17 protein-coding genes and 1 pseudogene are annotated in these 17,752 nt (G+C 38.0%); 9 read left to right on the forward strand and 9 right to left on the reverse strand.

Annotation, left to right across the window (positions count from 1 at the left end; genetic code table 11):
• Positions 1–199: 199 nt before the first annotated feature.
• The 3 genes and pseudogenes from ACLBWE_RS02270 to ACLBWE_RS02280 form a co-directional block, all read right to left on the reverse strand.
• Positions 200–1,277, reverse strand: a pseudogene (locus tag ACLBWE_RS02270) (DUF6670 family protein).
• A 17-nt stretch (positions 1,278–1,294) separates the two neighbouring features.
• Complete coding sequence (gene pssA / locus ACLBWE_RS02275) at positions 1,295–2,128, reverse strand: CDP-diacylglycerol--serine O-phosphatidyltransferase (protein ID WP_005043810.1); 834 nt, start codon at positions 2,126–2,128, stop codon at positions 1,295–1,297.
• A gap of 41 nt (positions 2,129–2,169) precedes the next feature.
• Entirely contained in the window at positions 2,170–3,027 is an 858-nt protein-coding gene (locus ACLBWE_RS02280) for a 23S rRNA (adenine(2030)-N(6))-methyltransferase RlmJ (RefSeq protein WP_003653584.1), read from the reverse strand.
• A 117-nt stretch (positions 3,028–3,144) separates the two neighbouring features.
• On the opposite strand from ACLBWE_RS02280, the gene ACLBWE_RS02285 reads away from it, so the two are divergent.
• Together ACLBWE_RS02285 and ACLBWE_RS02290 are read left to right on the forward strand one after the other, a co-directional pair.
• On the forward strand, positions 3,145–3,750 hold the full coding sequence (locus tag ACLBWE_RS02285) for a 2OG-Fe(II) oxygenase (RefSeq protein WP_017388328.1): 606 nt from the start codon (positions 3,145–3,147) through the stop codon (positions 3,748–3,750).
• 67 nt (positions 3,751–3,817) lie between these two features.
• On the forward strand, positions 3,818–4,345 hold the full coding sequence (locus tag ACLBWE_RS02290; protein ID WP_026057113.1) for a hypothetical protein: 528 nt from the start codon (positions 3,818–3,820) through the stop codon (positions 4,343–4,345).
• Between the two features lie 58 nt (positions 4,346–4,403).
• Here ACLBWE_RS02290 and ACLBWE_RS02295 read toward each other — a convergent pair whose 3' ends face one another.
• The 4 genes from ACLBWE_RS02295 to ACLBWE_RS02310 all read right to left on the reverse strand — a co-directional run bounded on the left by ACLBWE_RS02295 (position 4,404) and on the right by ACLBWE_RS02310 (position 8,687).
• Positions 4,404–4,649 (reverse strand): DUF2789 family protein, encoded by a 246-nt coding sequence (locus ACLBWE_RS02295; protein ID WP_003653589.1) that lies wholly within the window; start codon positions 4,647–4,649, stop codon positions 4,404–4,406.
• A 176-nt stretch (positions 4,650–4,825) separates the two neighbouring features.
• A complete protein-coding gene (locus tag ACLBWE_RS02300) occupies positions 4,826–5,812 on the reverse strand; it encodes a malate dehydrogenase (protein WP_004639466.1) in 987 nt (328 codons plus the stop codon).
• Between the two features lie 211 nt (positions 5,813–6,023).
• On the reverse strand, positions 6,024–6,686 hold the full coding sequence (locus tag ACLBWE_RS02305) for a ribonuclease T2 family protein (RefSeq protein WP_045433029.1): 663 nt from the start codon (positions 6,684–6,686) through the stop codon (positions 6,024–6,026).
• A gap of 57 nt (positions 6,687–6,743) precedes the next feature.
• Positions 6,744–8,687, reverse strand: a complete 1,944-nt coding sequence (locus ACLBWE_RS02310) for a transglycosylase SLT domain-containing protein (protein ID WP_446090740.1) — start codon at positions 8,685–8,687, stop codon at positions 6,744–6,746.
• 287 nt (positions 8,688–8,974) lie between these two features.
• Here ACLBWE_RS02310 and miaB point away from each other — a divergent pair, with 287 nt between their 5' ends.
• Genes miaB through ybeY form a run of 3 tightly spaced genes read left to right on the forward strand, consistent with a single transcriptional unit; the run spans position 8,975 to position 12,044 of the window.
• Positions 8,975–10,426 carry a tRNA (N6-isopentenyl adenosine(37)-C2)-methylthiotransferase MiaB gene (gene miaB, locus ACLBWE_RS02315; protein WP_199989512.1) on the forward strand — a complete coding sequence of 484 codons (1,452 nt, stop codon included), beginning with the start codon at positions 8,975–8,977 and terminating at the stop codon, positions 10,424–10,426.
• Between the two features lie 37 nt (positions 10,427–10,463).
• Positions 10,464–11,552 carry a PhoH family protein gene (locus ACLBWE_RS02320; RefSeq protein WP_017388325.1) on the forward strand — a complete coding sequence of 363 codons (1,089 nt, stop codon included), beginning with the start codon at positions 10,464–10,466 and terminating at the stop codon, positions 11,550–11,552.
• Positions 11,553–11,561: 9 nt separating this feature from the next.
• Positions 11,562–12,044 carry an rRNA maturation RNase YbeY gene (gene ybeY / locus ACLBWE_RS02325; protein WP_003653597.1) on the forward strand — a complete coding sequence of 161 codons (483 nt, stop codon included), beginning with the start codon at positions 11,562–11,564 and terminating at the stop codon, positions 12,042–12,044.
• A gap of 101 nt (positions 12,045–12,145) precedes the next feature.
• On the opposite strand, the gene ACLBWE_RS02330 is transcribed toward ybeY, so the two are convergent.
• Complete coding sequence (locus tag ACLBWE_RS02330; RefSeq protein WP_447600984.1) at positions 12,146–13,030, reverse strand: TonB family protein; 885 nt, start codon at positions 13,028–13,030, stop codon at positions 12,146–12,148.
• Between the two features lie 232 nt (positions 13,031–13,262).
• Here ACLBWE_RS02330 and ACLBWE_RS02335 point away from each other — a divergent pair, with 232 nt between their 5' ends.
• The 3 genes from ACLBWE_RS02335 (at position 13,263) to ACLBWE_RS02345 (ending at position 15,453) form a co-directional block, all read left to right on the forward strand.
• Positions 13,263–13,934, forward strand: a complete 672-nt coding sequence (locus ACLBWE_RS02335; protein WP_080027817.1) for a hypothetical protein — start codon at positions 13,263–13,265, stop codon at positions 13,932–13,934.
• Positions 13,935–14,092: 158 nt separating this feature from the next.
• A complete protein-coding gene (locus tag ACLBWE_RS02340; protein WP_199989508.1) occupies positions 14,093–14,806 on the forward strand; it encodes a DUF3108 domain-containing protein in 714 nt (237 codons plus the stop codon).
• A gap of 71 nt (positions 14,807–14,877) precedes the next feature.
• Positions 14,878–15,453 (forward strand): xanthine phosphoribosyltransferase, encoded by a 576-nt coding sequence (locus tag ACLBWE_RS02345; protein WP_004639480.1) that lies wholly within the window; start codon positions 14,878–14,880, stop codon positions 15,451–15,453.
• Between the two features lie 49 nt (positions 15,454–15,502).
• Here ACLBWE_RS02345 and wrbA read toward each other — a convergent pair whose 3' ends face one another.
• Positions 15,503–16,111, reverse strand: coding sequence for an NAD(P)H:quinone oxidoreductase (gene wrbA / locus ACLBWE_RS02350; RefSeq protein ID WP_447600987.1), 609 nt, complete (start codon positions 16,109–16,111; stop codon positions 15,503–15,505).
• A 360-nt stretch (positions 16,112–16,471) separates the two neighbouring features.
• Between wrbA and ACLBWE_RS02355 the strand changes: the two genes are divergently transcribed.
• Positions 16,472–17,719 carry a YihY family inner membrane protein gene (locus ACLBWE_RS02355; protein WP_045433045.1) on the forward strand — a complete coding sequence of 416 codons (1,248 nt, stop codon included), beginning with the start codon at positions 16,472–16,474 and terminating at the stop codon, positions 17,717–17,719.
• The last annotated feature ends 33 nt before the right edge of the window (positions 17,720–17,752 follow it).

Genomic DNA, 17,752 nt, shown 5'->3' on the forward strand with positions numbered 1-17,752 from the left:
ATTTTTAAAACTTATTCTCAAAACCAACTCCTCATCAAATTCATCACTTAAAGTAATCAACTCAATTCCAAGTAACTGTTTTTCAACAAGTTCTTATCTGCATCACCGCCGATGGATGTGCATTATAGACCATTAAATCCTCTTGGCAATACCTTTTTTAACATTAGTAAAACAACAGTTCACTTTTTAATCAAAAATACTAAAAATAGTCATTTTTTATATAAACATGGTTGTAAAAGCATCAATTTATCTAATATTTTTTCGTCTTGGTTCTTTTCCTGCCACCTAAGTGGGCGACAATCAATATATTCACAATATCCACCTTCACCTTGTAGACATTGTTCATTCCAACTTAATTGATATTGAAAGCTTCCCACATATCCAGCAGCCAATCCAAACTTGTAGTCACCACGGCTTTGTGCATAAAGTTCAAAAATAATTTTTCCATTTTTTTTACACTGCCAAGAAAATTCTCTGGGCAAATACATCTCTTTATCATTGGGTGTTCTAACTTTTGGATAAACGCGATGAATATGTAAATTTACATCTTCAGTAAAGCTTTCAACAGGCTTACCAAATTCTTGAATATCTAACCGTGAACATAAAATGATATTCCACTGATTTCTTATTTGTGTAAATGTAAGCTGAGTCGTTTCATTTAAATTAATAATTTGGCACGTATAGAAACATAAAGATAAAAACGGTAAATGTAGAGCCCTTGCGTGTTTAAATCTTCCTAATCCTTCAACTTTATACTTTTGTCCTTTATAAAAAACTTCACCTTCACATAAACATAGTGTTGACCAATAGTCCGAAACTCCCCACTGCAATGCAGAGGTATTAGAGATATTTTCTGAAATCTGAATAGTAAGATCACACCCCATTTCAGAGTCTAGTCGCTGAAGATGGATCTTTGGGATTTTCCACTCAATCAAATCTGTTTTATCAAACTGATATTGTTTTGAGTCAAACTGGCATTGCCGCCGAATAGAATAAGTTTTTAAATGTCCCACACTATGTTGGCTATTACTTACAAGTACAGTTGCAGTATCGATTGCCGAAGTCGTAATTGAGTGAGTGTTATAGCAAAGAGGAATGCGCGGCTGTCCAACCATACTAATGTAATTAAAATAGCGCAGTGGAGCCGGTAGATTTGGAAGGATTAAGCCTTGATAAACAATTTTAAAGAAGCCGCGAGAAGGTTGATAAACAACCCCCTCTTTGGCATTAAGGCCCAGCTGCTGTAATTGATTAATTTGATTCATCAACATAGGCATACCGAACCTCTTCTATTTTATGTTTTTATTGTTTCGTTACTCTTACGTGCAAATAATGTAGTAACAAAACCAGATAGAGCATAGATTATTGAAACGGTCAAAATGCCCATTGGAATATTATAAGTGATTGCTGCAAAAATCAGTACTACTGGCAACATAACTACAAAAGGAACTCTTTTACGGTCCATTTGTTTGAAAGAGTAATATTTGATATTGGAGATCATGAGTAATCCCACAACAACCATAAGAACAGCATTAATGGTTTTAATCGCAATATCACGTAAATCAAAAATGAAAGGATAGTCGCGAGCAACCCACACTAATGAAATAATGATTATGGCAGCCAGTGGACTTGCAATTCCGATAAAATAACGCTTATCAACCACACCAATTTGCACATTAAAACGTGCTAAACGGAAAGCTGCACATGCTGTATAAACAAAACAACATGCCAAACCAATACGCCCTAAATCATGCAAACTCCAGCTATACATAAGCATTGCTGGAGCTACACCAAAAGCCAATAAGTCTGAAAGTGAGTCATATTGCTCGCCAAAAGCACTTTGTGCACCAATAGCTCGAGCAACTCGGCCATCTAAACCATCGAGTAAAGCTGCAATAAAGATGGCATAAATAGCTTGGGTGAAATCCCCATTCATACTCGCAATGATGGAATAGAAACCAGACAACAAAGCGGCTGTCGTAATTAAGTTAGGCCAAAGATAAATTCCTCGGCGCTTCACTTTTTGTCCTTCCGGATTATCTTCTTCTTCAACCACTTCGAATGTAATCCCATCAAATGAATGTTCATTATGAGTTAAATCTTGCTCTGGTTTAGGCGCATTTGTCATTATTTTCTATTCCAAACATGTGCATTGATTTAAGTTAACTGTTATTCACCTACTAACCAGCGAACAGCAGCATGGCCACCAATTTCTTGCATACGTAGATGCGGGAATAACCACTGTAGGGCTTGGTCGGCTTGTTCAGAGAACTGCCAAGGTGGATTAATCACCAATAGACCACAACCATTTAAGCCTACAGGTGTATCATCTGGCCATACACAGATTTCACAAACCAATTGACGGCGAATACCTGTTTTGAACATTTTCTTTTCAAAACGCTCAATCATCGCTCGGTCTTTAATTGGATACCAAACTGCAAAAACACCTGTTGGCCATTTTTTATAAGCTTGTTGTAAAAGTTCAACTAATTGCGGAAAGTCTTTACGCTCTAATTCGTAAGGCGGGTCAATCATGACCAAACCACGTTTTTCTTTCGGTGGAATAACGCCGAGCAAGCCCTCGTATGCATCACGCTCATGTAAACCTGCACGTTTATCATAAATGTTATGTCGCAATTGCTCAAAAACATCACGTTGCATTTCAAACACGGTTGCTTTATCAATCTCACGCATACCTTGCAAAGCAAACCATGGTGACCCCGGATAACTACCCTTACCTTCTTCAGAACGTAACTGTTCTACTAACTTCAAATATTGCTGGATTGCTTCAGGTGCCTGACGCTTTTCCATTTCAGATATCTGAACTAGTCGATGAATGCCTGTAAGAAACTCTCCAGATTTTTGTGAAGGTGCCAGAGATAAATTATATTTTCCTGCACCTCCATGCGTATCGATATAACGATAAGGTTTATCTTTAGCATTTAAACGGTTGAGAAGCTGTAGCAAAAGCACATGCTTCATAACATCTGCAAAGTTGCCCGCATGGAAATGGTGACGGTAATTCATGTTGACTTTAATTCCTCAATTCAACAAATAGTTTAACATGAAAAAAATATTCTTTCGTAAGGTTGTGATCATCTAAAATAGAGCAGCTTGATATTTTTACGATCTACTCGAGGTTATATGCTCTCTCACCTGCTTCCGGACTCATGGGATCTGGATCAAATTCTGGATGACTTAAATACGCATGGCTTTGCTATTATTAATCAAGCCTATTCGGATCAATATCGCGCGCAAGTCGCCAAAGAGTGTAGCTATCATATTGATGAATTTAGAGAAGCTGGTATTCAAAATGGTGTGGTGAGCAATATTCGTAGTGACCATATTCTCTGGATTAATGATCAACTCCCTATTGCTCAACAACATGTTGAAACCTTAACTTCATTTTCGCAAAGTCTAAATCAAGCATTCTATTTAGGAATTAAAGAAGTTGAAGCTCATTTTGCCCGTTATAATTTGGGTGAGTTTTATGCTTTACACCGAGACAATCCTCAACAAAAAAATGATCGTATTATCTCAACCGTTTATTATTTACATGCAGAATGGCAAGAAGATTGGGGTGGTCAATTGCGACTGCAAGATAAAAATGAGAAATGGCATATTGTTAACCCAGAACCCAATCGACTGGTGATATTTCAAAGCAACTTATTGCATGAAGTATTAACTTCAAAGCAACAAAGGCTTTCGATTACAGCTTGGCTTCGTAGTGGAAATTCTATCTGGGTTTAAAAGCTACTCTTTAAATTTAGTAAATGAACCCGATATAAATGCTATTGATCAAGAAGGACTAGGGCGTATGTCTATTGAAAGTAAAACGATTGTGAACAGAATTGGTGAGACAGATCAACTTTATTTGACTGAAAATACGCCTGAACTTGCTTTGGAGCGTGCCGATTTACGCTTACAACTTGTCATATTAAGTCATGTTCGCCAAGAGCAGCTTCATTTTTTACAAGAGGCGATTGTTTTACTTGAACAAGCTCGTATGGAATATGAAGAAATGCCATTGAGTTTATATCTGAATTTATCTTTGCAGTTGGCTAAAGCCTATATGCTTTATTTTGAATTAAATAAAGAAAAACGTTTTGCGTTGATTACTCAACAAATTTTGAAGCCATTAGCCCACTATGAACATGCAGATATATATTTCTTCTTGGCTTATGCATCAGCAGCGCGAGAAGAGTCAGCACTAACCAGACATTGGTTAACTAAATATTTATCAACAACCCAATGTGATCTTGAGCTGCTTCACGCACACCCTGTCTTTAATTCGGTTCGCCAAGAATCATGGTATAAAAATTTAGTAAAATCAAAAACGCACTAAATATTTAATTTGAATCGGCCTGTTCTATATCTTATGTAAAACAGGCCTTATTTTTAATTTATCTCTTTACACTATCTTCATGTAGTTGTTCATTCAGCTCATCAATAACCACAATCCACTCATCATCTTTTTCCCAATGGCTCTTTAAAAAATCGCTTTGGCCTTTTGACCAAAAAGAGGCTTCATGTAGTTTCTGATCAGCTGGCAATTGATGTGTTTTGATAAAGTTTTCGATACTTGCTTCATCCGAATCTAAACCCAACTGATCAAATAAAAGCTCTAAAGTAGGTTGCTGCTCAAACATTGTTATTCTCCTATAACTTTTTTTAAATCATCTATTAACTAATCTAACAATAAAACCTTTTTATATGCATGATAATGTTTATATTTTCTTGTTGTTTTTTGTGTTTTGTTTCAAATGATTGAATATAAAAAAGCACTCTAAAAAGAGTGCTTTTTTTAACTTATCAAAAAGATAAATTATTTCAACATGTCAGCAATCGCTGCACGTTCTTCTTCAAGCTCATTTAACGTAAAGTTAATACGTTCACGGCTGAATTCATCAATTTCTAAACCTTGAACGATTTTGTATTCACCATTCTCAGTTGTTACAGGGAAACCGAACATAACGCCTTCTGGAATACCATAAGAACCATCAGATGGAATACCCATAGTTACCCATTTGCCGTTTGTACCAAGTGCCCAGTCGCGCATATGGTCAATTGCAGCGTTAGCAGCAGAAGCAGCAGAAGACAAACCACGTGCTTCGATAATCGCAGCACCACGTTTACCAACAGTTGGAAGGAACACATCTTTGTTCCATGCCGCATCGTTGATTTTGTCTTTTAAGCTTTCGCCATTTACAGTTGCAAAACGGTAATCAGCATACATTGTTGGAGAGTGGTTACCCCAAACTGTTAAGTGCTCGATATCAGCAACTGCAACACCAGCTTTTTGAGCAACTTGAGTCAACGCACGGTTGTGATCAAGACGCAACATTGCAGTGAAGTTTTTCGCTGGAAGATCTGGAGCAGAGTTCATTGCGATATAAGCATTTGTATTTGCAGGGTTACCTACAACTAATACTTTAACATCACGACTAGCAACTTCGTTTAATGCTTGACCTTGACCGATGAAAATTTCACCGTTAACTTTTAACAAGTCAGCACGTTCCATACCAGGACCACGTGGACGAGAACCTACCAATAAAGCGTAGTCAGCATCTTTAAATGCAACTTTCGGATCATCAGTCCCGATCATGCCAGCCAATAAAGGGAAAGCACAGTCATCAAGTTCCATCATTACGCCTTTAAGCGCTTGTTGAGCTTTTTCAACTGGAACTTCAAGCAATTGTAAAATAACAGGTTGATCTTTACCTAACATTTCACCGCTTGCGATACGGAATAATAAGCTGTAACCAATTTGACCTGCAGCGCCAGTCACGGCAACACGAACGGGTTGCTTCATGTAATTGTCTCCAATGAATGTCCTTAATCTAGCTAAATAGGAATTCCATCTAACTAAATCATCATAAACGGCAAAGATTGTACTCTAAAGATGTGGCAGATGCATGTAAAAGCGACTCATTTTCACCAAAAGTCTGATAGAAAATACAAATTAATATTTACAAAAAGATTCAATGCATGGTCAGCATTTTTTTACGAAATGACCGTCATCTTTAGTAACTACCTTTAATCGTGATTTCACCTGGGCAATTCGATACCACATGATTTGCACATTGTTTATATTGGCCTTTTACCGTGTAACATACCTTCACTTCAGTCAAAACAACATCTGAACGCGATAACTGACAACTTAAACGAATACCATTTTGAGGTAAGGTCGGATTAAGACGAGTAAATTGCTGTTTTAAAGCTGACTGCTGAATTTCAACATTCGTCGAACTTGTGAGGCTAGCTGGAATTTTTAGACGTTCAGCAAAGTTAATGACTGTCCGGAAATATTGACTTGCATTCATAGGAACACACCCCCCTACACTTTTCCAAAGCTGCACACGGGCATTGTTGTCAGGCATGACCCGAGCTACGACTTTAGATTGTAATGGAGAGAGAGCGGCCGAACTTTCTGTTGAACAATCTGTTTGATTTGTTTCTGGCATGAGGCCTGTAATTGTCAAAGAATATCCTTCAAGACATTTACGTTGTTTTTGTTTAGAAGGATCTAACGCACATGCGGCAGGTGTCATTTGTACATGCATAACATACCCCTGTAAATTAACAGGTTCGGCATGTAAAACGGAACTCATCAATCCTACCCCTGCACAGATAAGCCACCATGCAAGTTGCAAAATTGAACGAAGTTCCAAATATCTATATTTCATTTAATTAAAACTTGAATATGCCAATTAAAAGAAGATCCATCATCAACCACCTTAAACTTAAGGCGATGTACGCATTGGAATGACTTTCATACGTTGTGATAATGATTGAGCCCCTTGCCCCAATATTACACCGTAATGTGTTGCATTAGTCATGACATGCTTGACATAGTCTCTGGTCTCTAACAATGGAATTGTCTCTGTATATTGGTCAGCCGAAATTGATTGAAAGTCCGGTTGCCAACGTCTTGCCCGATTAGGCCCAGCATTATAACCTGCCGTTGCCAAAACTGGATTATTGCTTAATTGCCCCTGAATCATCGACAAATAAAATGTACCATATCGAATATTGGTATTCATTTCATTTAATGCCGCTGGATTATAGGTTTCGCCCATTTGACGTGCAATCAACTTCGCCGTATCAGGCATAATTTGCATAAGACCTCCCGCTCCAACATGAGAACGTGCAGAGGTAACAAACCGACTTTCTTGTCGCATTAAACCATAAGCCCACGCTGGATCAATTCCTGCATTGTAACTATGACTTACAACATTAGTCTTATGAGGCGTCACATAGCGATACGTATCATTATGTTTATTTGTTGTACGATCTGCTGCATAAATTGCACGGTCATACCACCCCATATCATGAGCACGCTTTGCCGCAGCTAACAACACACCATCATCATGTTGAAGATAAGCTTGTCGAACTGCCCAGTTCCATTCTCGGTTGGTATAGGTTGGATTTGCATTAATACGTCTTAAAGTAAAAGCACGATTAAAGTGAACATTCTGATCTAAACGTCTTAAATCACTTGAAGTGGGCTGGTCATCATAGGGTTGATGATTATAACGTTCACCCAAACGATCTTTTGCTAAAAGGTTGTGATAGTCATCACCACTTTCAGCCAATTTTTTATAAATACGTTGCGCAGTATTTTTCGAACCACTATCACCGCGCTGCTCTGTTGCACGAGCAAGCCAATATTGCCAGCGATCTTCTTGTTTTTGTGTCACGCTCATAGCATCAATGGCACGAATTAAACTTTCCCACGCACCAAATCGAATTGCCTGACGCGCATAAATTTCAGCTTCTTCAGGACTTAGAGGATAACCGTAACTTGCATCAAAATATTGAAGAACTTCACGATTGAAATTATTTTTCATGACCGTGGTGCCACCAATATAAGCCACCGTTCTATATAAATACTTTTGTATATTCTCTGGTGTACCTTGAGCGACACGTTGTACGTTCGAAAAAGCGTTGCTTAAGTCATTATTAGCCAAACGACCTAATGCAAAAATCAAATAAGCATAGTCTGTATCATTGGTTTTAGGCGCACTCCACAAATAATTGAGTGGATTAGCCTGAATTTGGTTAAGCTGCGCCAACGACAAATTCATTCCCAAAGTCTGTGCGGTAGCAAGGGCCTGCCCTGTTAAACCAGAACGTAACTGCACCCAAAGACGTTGTTGTTTATCTTGCTGACTCATTAATGGGCTAGATAACATCAAGCGTCCTAAGCCCACACAAGATTCAGGTTGCGATTCGGTGGCTAACCATACATCTTTGTATTCAGCAAAAACTAATGCGTCACCGGTTTTCGCTCGCACCTGTGCCAATGCGCAATTTTCGGCCTGATCAGGATTAGTTACATAAGATAGTAAAGGTTGTGCAGATGCGAAGTCAGCTTGTTTAACTTTTTCTTCCACATAATCGGCGGCTAATTTCTCAGCCATTGCTGATTGAGGATAACGTTGAGCAAAACTTACAATCGAGGCTGAAGGTTGAAAGCCTAGATTGGTATTAAGTTTCCAATATTCCGGATAGTATCCCAATACATCATTTTGCATAGCAAGCTGATATTGGTCTAATAATGCTGTATTACCACTATTTGCAGCGTTTAATGCGTCATTAAACTGCTCTTCAGCAGCATAGGTAAATGAACAACCAAGTAAACACATAGCTCCTAACCAGCTACGATGCATATATTTATTTTTCATTACACGACTATGGATTGATGAGCTCTTTCTACTTGGTCTCATAAATGTGTTAAACCCTGACTATTCACCTTCAGAGCATAGTTTAATTAGTCTTCGTGCTTTCTTTTGTTGTGTTATGTAACTCTCTGATTCAACATCATTAAAATTTACATAATTTACTTCAAAAAAACCGTGTCATGTTCTGAAGGTTTACTGTTATCGGTTCGGTCCAAATACTGCTATAATGAATGGTTTGACCCATTTTGGGCAAATTTATTCTTTTTTAGATCGATCTGTTAGGAGCCTGCATGACGGTTCAAACCTTCATTCCCAATGGTGCCAAAGCTGCCTCAGAAAACACTGTTACCCAGCCAACGCACACCACTGATGTTTCAATAAAAAAACTTTATATTGAAACTCAAGGGTGTCAGATGAATGAGTATGACAGTCACCGTATGGCAGACCTTTTAGGGGACTCTCACGGTTACATTTTAACGAGCAACCCTAGCGAAGCAGACATCCTGCTCATGAATACGTGTTCTATTCGTGAAAAAGCACAGGAAAAAGTATTTAGTGAATTAGGGCGCTGGCGCAAATTAAAAGACAAAAATCCTGATCTTGTGATTGGTGTTGGTGGGTGTGTTGCCTCTCAAGAAGGTGACAATATTCAAAAACGTGCGCCTTATGTAGACATGATTTTTGGCCCTCAAACATTACACCGTTTACCGCAAATGCTTGATCAACATAATGCTCAAGTAGAAAAACCTAAAAAAGATAAAATCAAACTGGTTGATATTTCTTTCCCAGATATTGAAAAGTTCGACTTTTTACCAGAACCACGTGTAGAAGGCTTTAAAGCATTTGTTTCTATTATGGAAGGCTGTTCTAAATACTGTTCTTTCTGTGTAGTTCCCTATACACGCGGTGAAGAAGTTTCTCGACCATTAGACGATGTACTTGCAGAAATTGCAGGACTTGCTGAAAAAGGTGTCCGTGAAATTTCTCTTCTTGGACAAAATGTAAATGGTTACCGCGGTGAAACCTTTGAAGGTGGTATCTGCACTTTCCCTGAATTGTTACGACTCGTTGCAGAAATTCCGGGTATTGGACGCTTACGCTATACAACTTCGCACCCACTTGAGTTCTCTGATGAGCTTATTCAGTGTTATGAAGATTTACCTCAAATGGTGTCACATTTACACTTGCCGGTACAAAGTGGTTCAAATGATGTTTTAAAAGCAATGAAGCGAAATCACACGATTGATGTCTATATTGATAAAATTGCGAAGCTACGCAAAATTCGTCCAGATATGCATTTATCAAGTGACTTTATTATTGGCTTCCCTGGTGAAACCGATGAAAATTTTGCAGAAACATTGCAATTTATCAATGATTTAGATTTCGATCATTCGTATAGTTTTGTTTATTCAAAACGCCCAGGTACGCCAGCATCAGACTTGCCAGACACCACACCTGAGCAAGTTAAAAAAGAACGTTTAGCTCAAGTTCAAAAAGTAATTAAGCAGTCTAGTATTGAAAAAACAGATGCCATGTTAGGTAAAATTGAACGTGTACTTATTGAAAAAGTATCTGATCAAGACCCTAATATTTTAATTGGTACTGCTGACAATACACGTCTGGTCACTTTCGTTGGTGATGCGACTTGGGTTGGTCGTTTTGCAGAGATCGAGATTACTGAAATTAAAACTTTAAATTTTGTTTACGGTGAGCTCTTGAATCTTGAACCTGACGTGGCGTAATGTAGAGGTATTCTAAAGTCTACTGAAAGGTTTTCTCTTGACTGCAGCGATTCGACGTACCGTAACATTTCCTGAAATTTCAATGGAACGTTTAAAGAGCATTCTGGGTGCCTATAATGGGCACCTGAAGCAAATTGAACAGCGTTTAGATGTCAAAATTACTCATCGTGGAGATGTTTTTCACATAGATGGTGAAATTGATGCTGTTGGGAGAGCCGAAGCATTATTGCAACGACTCTACGAAGAGTCTGAGCTATCCCAGCAAATCAGTGCCGATCTATTACACCTCCTCATTCAATCTTCACAAACTGAACGCAATTTCGAGTTGGTTGGTGACGAAATGGATGAACATGATGCGCCGCTCGATGTCTATTTCCAGACACGAAAAGGCCGTATTAATCCACGTGGTGCCAATCAAAAACGTTATGTACAACGTATTTTACAAAGCGATATTTCTTTTGGTGTTGGTCCTGCTGGTACAGGTAAAACCTATTTAGCAGTTGCCGCCGCCGTAGATATGCTAGAACGTAATGAAATCCAGCGGATTTTACTTGTACGTCCTGCTGTAGAAGCTGGAGAAAAGCTGGGTTTCTTACCTGGTGATTTAACCCAGAAAATTGACCCATATCTACGCCCTCTTTACGATGCCCTTTACGAAATGCTTGGCTTTGAAAAAGTTGCCAAGTTAATTGAGCGTCAAGTAATTGAAGTTGCGCCTCTTGCATATATGCGTGGTCGCACACTTAACCATTCATTTGTAATTTTGGATGAAGCTCAAAACACAACACCTGAACAAATGAAAATGTTCTTAACCCGTTTAGGTTTTGGCTCTCGTGCAGTAATTACAGGGGATATTACTCAAGTCGATTTACCTAAAGGTCAACAATCTGGTCTGGCACACGCACTTCGCGTACTCGAGAATATTACCGAAATTCATATTACCCGTTTCCATTCCCGCGATGTTGTACGTCATCAACTGGTTCAAAAAATTGTTGAAGCGTATGAAGGTTGGGATGGAGAACAACATCGTCTTAATGCTGAAGCTCGTGCTGAACGCAAAGCACGTCAAGAAGCGTTAATGACTGAAAACGATACAGCAGCAGACTTGCAACATCAGGATGCTTAAGGATTCATTTTGAAAATCAGTTTAACTTTACAACAAGACTTCCTATCCCCTGAGTTAGAGCTCAAACGAGCTCAACTCAAAAAAATCATTGAAACAACCTTACGCCACGTTGGTTATAACGAAGATTGCGAAATTGGCGTTGCTTGTGTCGATTTAGCAGAAAGCCAACAACTTAATCTGCAATATCGAGAGAAAGATAAGCCAACCAATGTTTTATCTTTTCCAAGTGATATTCCTGAAGAAGTTTTACCAATGCTCGATGCCTTTCCTCTGGGTGACTTAGTCATTTGTATTCCAGTTGTATTGCAAGAAGCGGTTGAACAAAAGAAAACAGCTCAAGAACACTTTGCACATTTATTGGTACATGGTGTTTTACATTTACTGGGTTATGACCACGAAACTAGTGACGAAGAAGCTGAAGAAATGGAAGGGCTTGAAGTTGAAATTCTAGCAAAGCTGAATATAGACAATCCCTACCAAGAACAGATCTAATCATTATTGATTAGATGAAAAACATAGTCTGCCTTCAGGTGAGATGTTGTTTAATGAACTAAAATCAATGTGGATAAGCCAAAACTTATCCACATTTTTTATTAATGCACTTCAAATTCTGCTTGAGCGGGATCGAAACGCCAAGTACGTACAATACGCAATTCAGAAATGTCTTTCATATTGGTATCAAAATGCCCAAATGGTGCGCCGCGACGTACTGAAGACTTTGCAGCTTCATCCAATACCGAATGCCCTGAGCTCTCAAGCAACCGAATTGCACGAATCCCTCCTTGTGCATTTAAAATAACCATTAAACGGACTTCGCCTTTTAACTGTTGCAGTTTGGCTTCTTCTGGGTAATAGCGATTACCATACAACTCCACTTTTTCACGGAACTTATCTAAATAAGCAGCCGAGGCATCTTTTTTTGCCTGAATTCCATCTACTGTTTTTATTTTTTGCTGGCGGCTGAAATCTTGTCTGCGTTGTAAATATTGTGCTTCAAGGCTCGCAACCATCGCAGCTTTTGCCTGAAATTGACTTTGTAATTGTTCTAATTCTTTTTTCCTTTGACTGGCGTCAGCTTGTTTTTGCCAACTCAAAACAGTCATTAAGACTTTTTCTTCAAATTTAAGCTGTCTTTGTTGCTGAACCTTTTGCAAAGTTTCTAACTGCGCATCTCCAGTTGAAGCATCATTAGACATGGGATTTGGAGTATCACTAGAGGTACGGTGAGCTTCACGAAATGCGCCTGAACCTTGCTGGTCTGCTTGCGCCAAAAAGTCTGCCTGCTGCACTGGCTCATTGCTTGATCGAATTGAAATTGCAATTTCTTTAGTAGATTGCTCTGATGGACTAGGCATCGCAAAGTGAATGAGCAACACAAAAATATGCAGTAAGACTGCCAATATTGTCGCAACAATAAAGACTCGGTCTTGCCACCAATGATAAAAAGGCTCTATCAATAGACTTCTTTTGTTCAACATAATTTTAAAAGCATATAAATGCCTTATCCCCACGGTTTAATACCGAATAAAATATAAACTGATATTCAAATCTGGATAAAAATGTGATTCACTTCAAATATAGAGTTTTATCCATTTTCATTTTGTCAAAATGTATCAATTAAATTTGTTACACTGCAATATCAAAACTCGTTTTTTATCATAATAAAGATTGTGTTGGTTCTTAAGTAAATTATCTTCTGGAAGTTCTTTTATGCAAACGCTATTTTCCTCATTAGTCAGACGCCTTCAAAAAGTCTACCAAAAAGCTGAAGCATTCATTGAAGAAGAAAGAGATTTTACGTTATCACAAACCTTTCTGAATGCGACTTTACAACGTTATGTCACCAATAATGTTGCGTTTTTAGATGACCTCCATGCTGATCTTTATCATGACTGGTTAAGATTATATGCAACTTTGCATGTAAAAGGCCTAGAGACGACATTATCTGTTGATTTAAAACTGATTCAGATGGAGTTTAATAAAGAACAACAGCTTTTGGTTTTTGAACAAATTAGTAATACACAAATTATTGAAGCAAAATATAAAAACTTTTGGCAAAAAATTGCCGTAAAAGCCGCAGTTTTTTACTACCATAAAATTTTGAAAAAAGATCCCTTGGGAATGATTCTTCAACGTTTTAATGTAGCAGAAGAACGTGATGAACTCATATTTCTTGACCTCAACCGCTGGTTTGGGAAAAAAGCCAGTATCATTGAGACACTAGGTAAAGTACATGTAAATTACGCACGAGTTCGTGAAGCCGAGTTAGTCGTATTTGGAAACGTTAATTTGGCAGCTCTGCTTTATCGTGATCAGGACGATGATTATGAAGATGAATTAGAAGATTCTGAAATCACGCCAATCCAGCAAAAAGATGTATAAAGCTGTAATGAATAAAAATGAATAAACCGCCAAAAAACACAAATAGATTACACATTTAGCATAAATCCTGATTTTTTCTCCATGATCAACAGGCATAATATGTTTAAGTTATAGATGCATCAGCACTGACTTTTCAGTCTGTACAAGGATATTTACTTATGGCAACAAAATTTCTGAAATCGTTTGGCATCGCAACAGGTATTTCAACAACTTTGCTTTTTGCAGGCGTCTCAAGCCATGCACTTGCCATGAGCCCATTTCAGGCAAATTATCAGTTTACTTATAATAATAAAGGTATGGGTTCGGCGACACGTGCCTTAAGCCAACAAGGTAATAATTGGACTTATAATTTCACTGCAAAAGCAGGTGGAATTGCTTCTGCAAGTGAAACAAGTAAATTTAGTTTTGCTAATGGTAAAATTGGATCTCAAAGTTTTAGCCGTACCAGCAAAATTTTGATTCATAACAACACTATGAATATTAACTTCAATCCAAACAGCAAAACTATTTCTACCAAGAAAGATGATAAAGCTCGTTCATTTGCTTGGCAGGCCGGTGTACTTGACGAGTTAAATGCAGAATTACAAGTTCGTGAAGATTTAAAAAATGGTTCACTTAAAACTTCATACCCTCTTGCCGATGCAAAAGAAGTTGAAAATCGTCGTTTTGTAAAACAAGGCAATGAAAAAATTAAAACCTCTTATGGCACCTTTGATACTGTAAAAGTTGTTTTAGAACATGGTAAACCAGACCGTAATACTATTTTCTGGTTAGCACCTAAACTGGACTATTTACCAGTTAAAGTCAGCCATGTTGATGGTAAAACTTCTTATGGCCTATTATTAACAAGTTATACGGGTAAAACGAATTAAAGCTTGCATTTTTTCGGATGCTTTTTAAAATACGCATTTGCTTTAAAAGCATCCGTCTAGAGGATTCTCCCGTGCACGCACTAGAACAGAAAATCTTAACAGAAGGTATCGTTCTATCTGATCAAGTCTTGAAAGTCGACGCTTTCTTAAACCACCAAATTGATCCTGTACTCATGCAGCAGATTGGTAAAGAATTTGCTGCTCGCTTTAAAGATGCAGGGATTACCAAGATTATTACCATTGAAGCATCAGGTATTGCACCTGCAATCATGGCAGGTTTGGAACTTGGTGTACCTGTAATTTTCGCTCGTAAATATCAGTCATTGACGTTAAAAGACGACTTATATCGCTCTAAAGTATTTAGTTTTACTAAACAAACTGAGAGTACGATTGCGATTTCAAACAAACACCTTCATTCAACTGATAAAGCATTAGTTATTGATGACTTCTTGGCGAATGGTCAAGCAGCATTAGGACTAATTGATTTAATTCACCAAGCAAATGCAGAAGTTGTCGGTGTAGGTATTGTGATTGAAAAATCATTCCAATCAGGTCGTGATTTATTGCTTGAAAAAGGCTACCGAGTTGAGTCATTAGCACGTGTTCTTTCTCTTACAGATGGCAAAGTTACCTTTGTAAAAGAATAAATTGTGCAAATAAAAAAAGAGCGGACATCCGCTCTTTTTTTATTTGTTTTTAAAGTACCCCTGAAAGCTTCTTAACAACCTCACCCAAACGCTTACCTTGAGCTTCACACAAAATCTTTTCATCCTGACTTAAGTTCTGGTCATGGCGGGGTCCGCTTACATGACTTGCCCCATACGGTGTTCCACCTGTTTTAGTATTAGATAAAGCTGGAATTGCATTTGGTAATCCCAAAATCATCATTCCGTGATGAAATAACGGCGGTAGCATCGTGAGTAAAGTACTCTCCTGCCCACCATGCATCGATCCAGAAGAAGTAAAAACACAAGCTGGTTTATCATGTAATGCCCCATTGAGCCAAAGGCTAGTCGTTTGGTCCCAAAAATATTTCATTTCACTTGCCATATTGCCGAAGCGAGTTGGGGAACCTAATGCCAGACCCGCACAATTCGCTAGATCATCTAACGTACAGTAGATATCACCTTCTTCCGGAATGCTTGGCTCAGCTATTGTGACGACTGGAGCAATATTTGGCACTGTCCGAATTTTCACTGACATACCCGCAGACTCAACACCATTGGCAATTAAATGTGCCATTTCTTTTGTAGAGCCATATTTACTGTAATAGAGTACAAGAATGTAAGGTTGCATCGGTTTCATAAATTTTGTTAAAAAGAACACTATACGGTATTTTTTATTTTTTTGGCGAAACCAATCTTATGAAATTCTAGAGGTGATTGATTGTGTAGCATGAAAGGTAACACGAGCAAATTTCTCAAATTCGTTGGGTAAAAGGTTTATCGACTTTGATGAATTTTATGCTCAGACAACAGAAAGCCAACTTTTTTGAAAAAGATTAGGGCTACAATTTTTTCTATAGCACATAGTAAACTTACAGAACGACTTTAATTCTATAAGTTATTATTTTGCTTTAATCTATGATTTGAGTTGTTAAGCTCATATTTTGATAAACTATTAATCGCCCAACATGATGATTAAAAAAATCGGGATAGACGACGCATGTTACAACGTTTTTTAAGTAAGCTTCCTTTTTATAATAAAACCTGGTTTCAATTCGTTTTATATGTATTTAAGCGTTTTGAAGCTGATCGGTGCCGCGAACAAGCTGGCTCTCTCACTTACACAACTCTATTCGCAGTTGTGCCGATGTTAACGGTTTTTTTAGTAATTATTTCTTCAATTAAAGCGTTAGAACCTGCAAGACAACAGCTCCAACATTTAATTTATAGTAATTTTTTACCTAAGAGCACTATCGCATTTGATAAAGCGCTAAATGCTTTTACAGAAAAATCCAGCAACTTAACTGTTATCGGTGTGCTGTTTTTATTCGTCACAACCGTCTTAATGCTCACATCAATTGAAACTGTCTTTAATCGTATTTGGCGCGTAAAAGAAACTCGTAGTGGCATTATGGGCTTTATGCGTTATTGGACGATCATCTCTTTAGGTCCAATTATTTTAGGAAGCGCATTCGTCATTTCTTCAACTGTAGCTTCCATGAACATTCTCAGCAATAATTTTGCAGGATATCAACTTGATGGATCATTCATTCTCTGGATGATTTCGTTTGTATTGACTATTGTTGGCTTTTTTATTTTGTATTGGACTATTCCGAATCGAACAGTTCCAGTTTATGCAGCCGGTATAGCGGCCTGCTTAAGTGCTGCACTTTTTGAAATTCTCAAAAACTTATTCAGCTTCGTAATGTCAAACTTCACTAGCTATGAACTGATCTACGGTGCATTTGCCGCAGTGCCTATTTTCCTGTTATGGATCTTTCTCTCATGGAATATTATTTTGCTGGGGGTAGAAGTCAGTTTTGCTTTAACTGCTTTTCATTCAGGTAAAGAGCAAAAACGACACCCTGTGCTCATGTTATTAGATATTCTTGAATTGTTTTATAAAAAGCAAAAACTGGGTGAAAGTGTAAGTGACAAAGAAGCCTTAGAAATTTTAGGCCGAGGAGAAATTGGACGCTGGCCCTCTTATGTACTTTTACTCGAAGAGCAAAATTTGATTAAGCGTACAGATAAAGATGAATATGTCTTAGTTCGTAATTTGTCTCAAGTCGACTTCTGGAGCTTTTTTACGGCTCTTCCATATCCGCTCCCTTTACGCCAAGATGTCCAAAATGTGCATGATGACGATGAATGGATGGAAAAAATTGGTCCAGCTTTAGTAGAGTCTAATGACTATCTAGCTGCAAAACTTTCTATTCCCCTCTCTACAATTCTTGAAGAGAAATAAGTAGGTAGCAGCTTCTCATTTAATTAGTTGTAC

The sequence above is a fragment of the Acinetobacter sp. M5A5_2a genome (assembly GCF_053345265.1).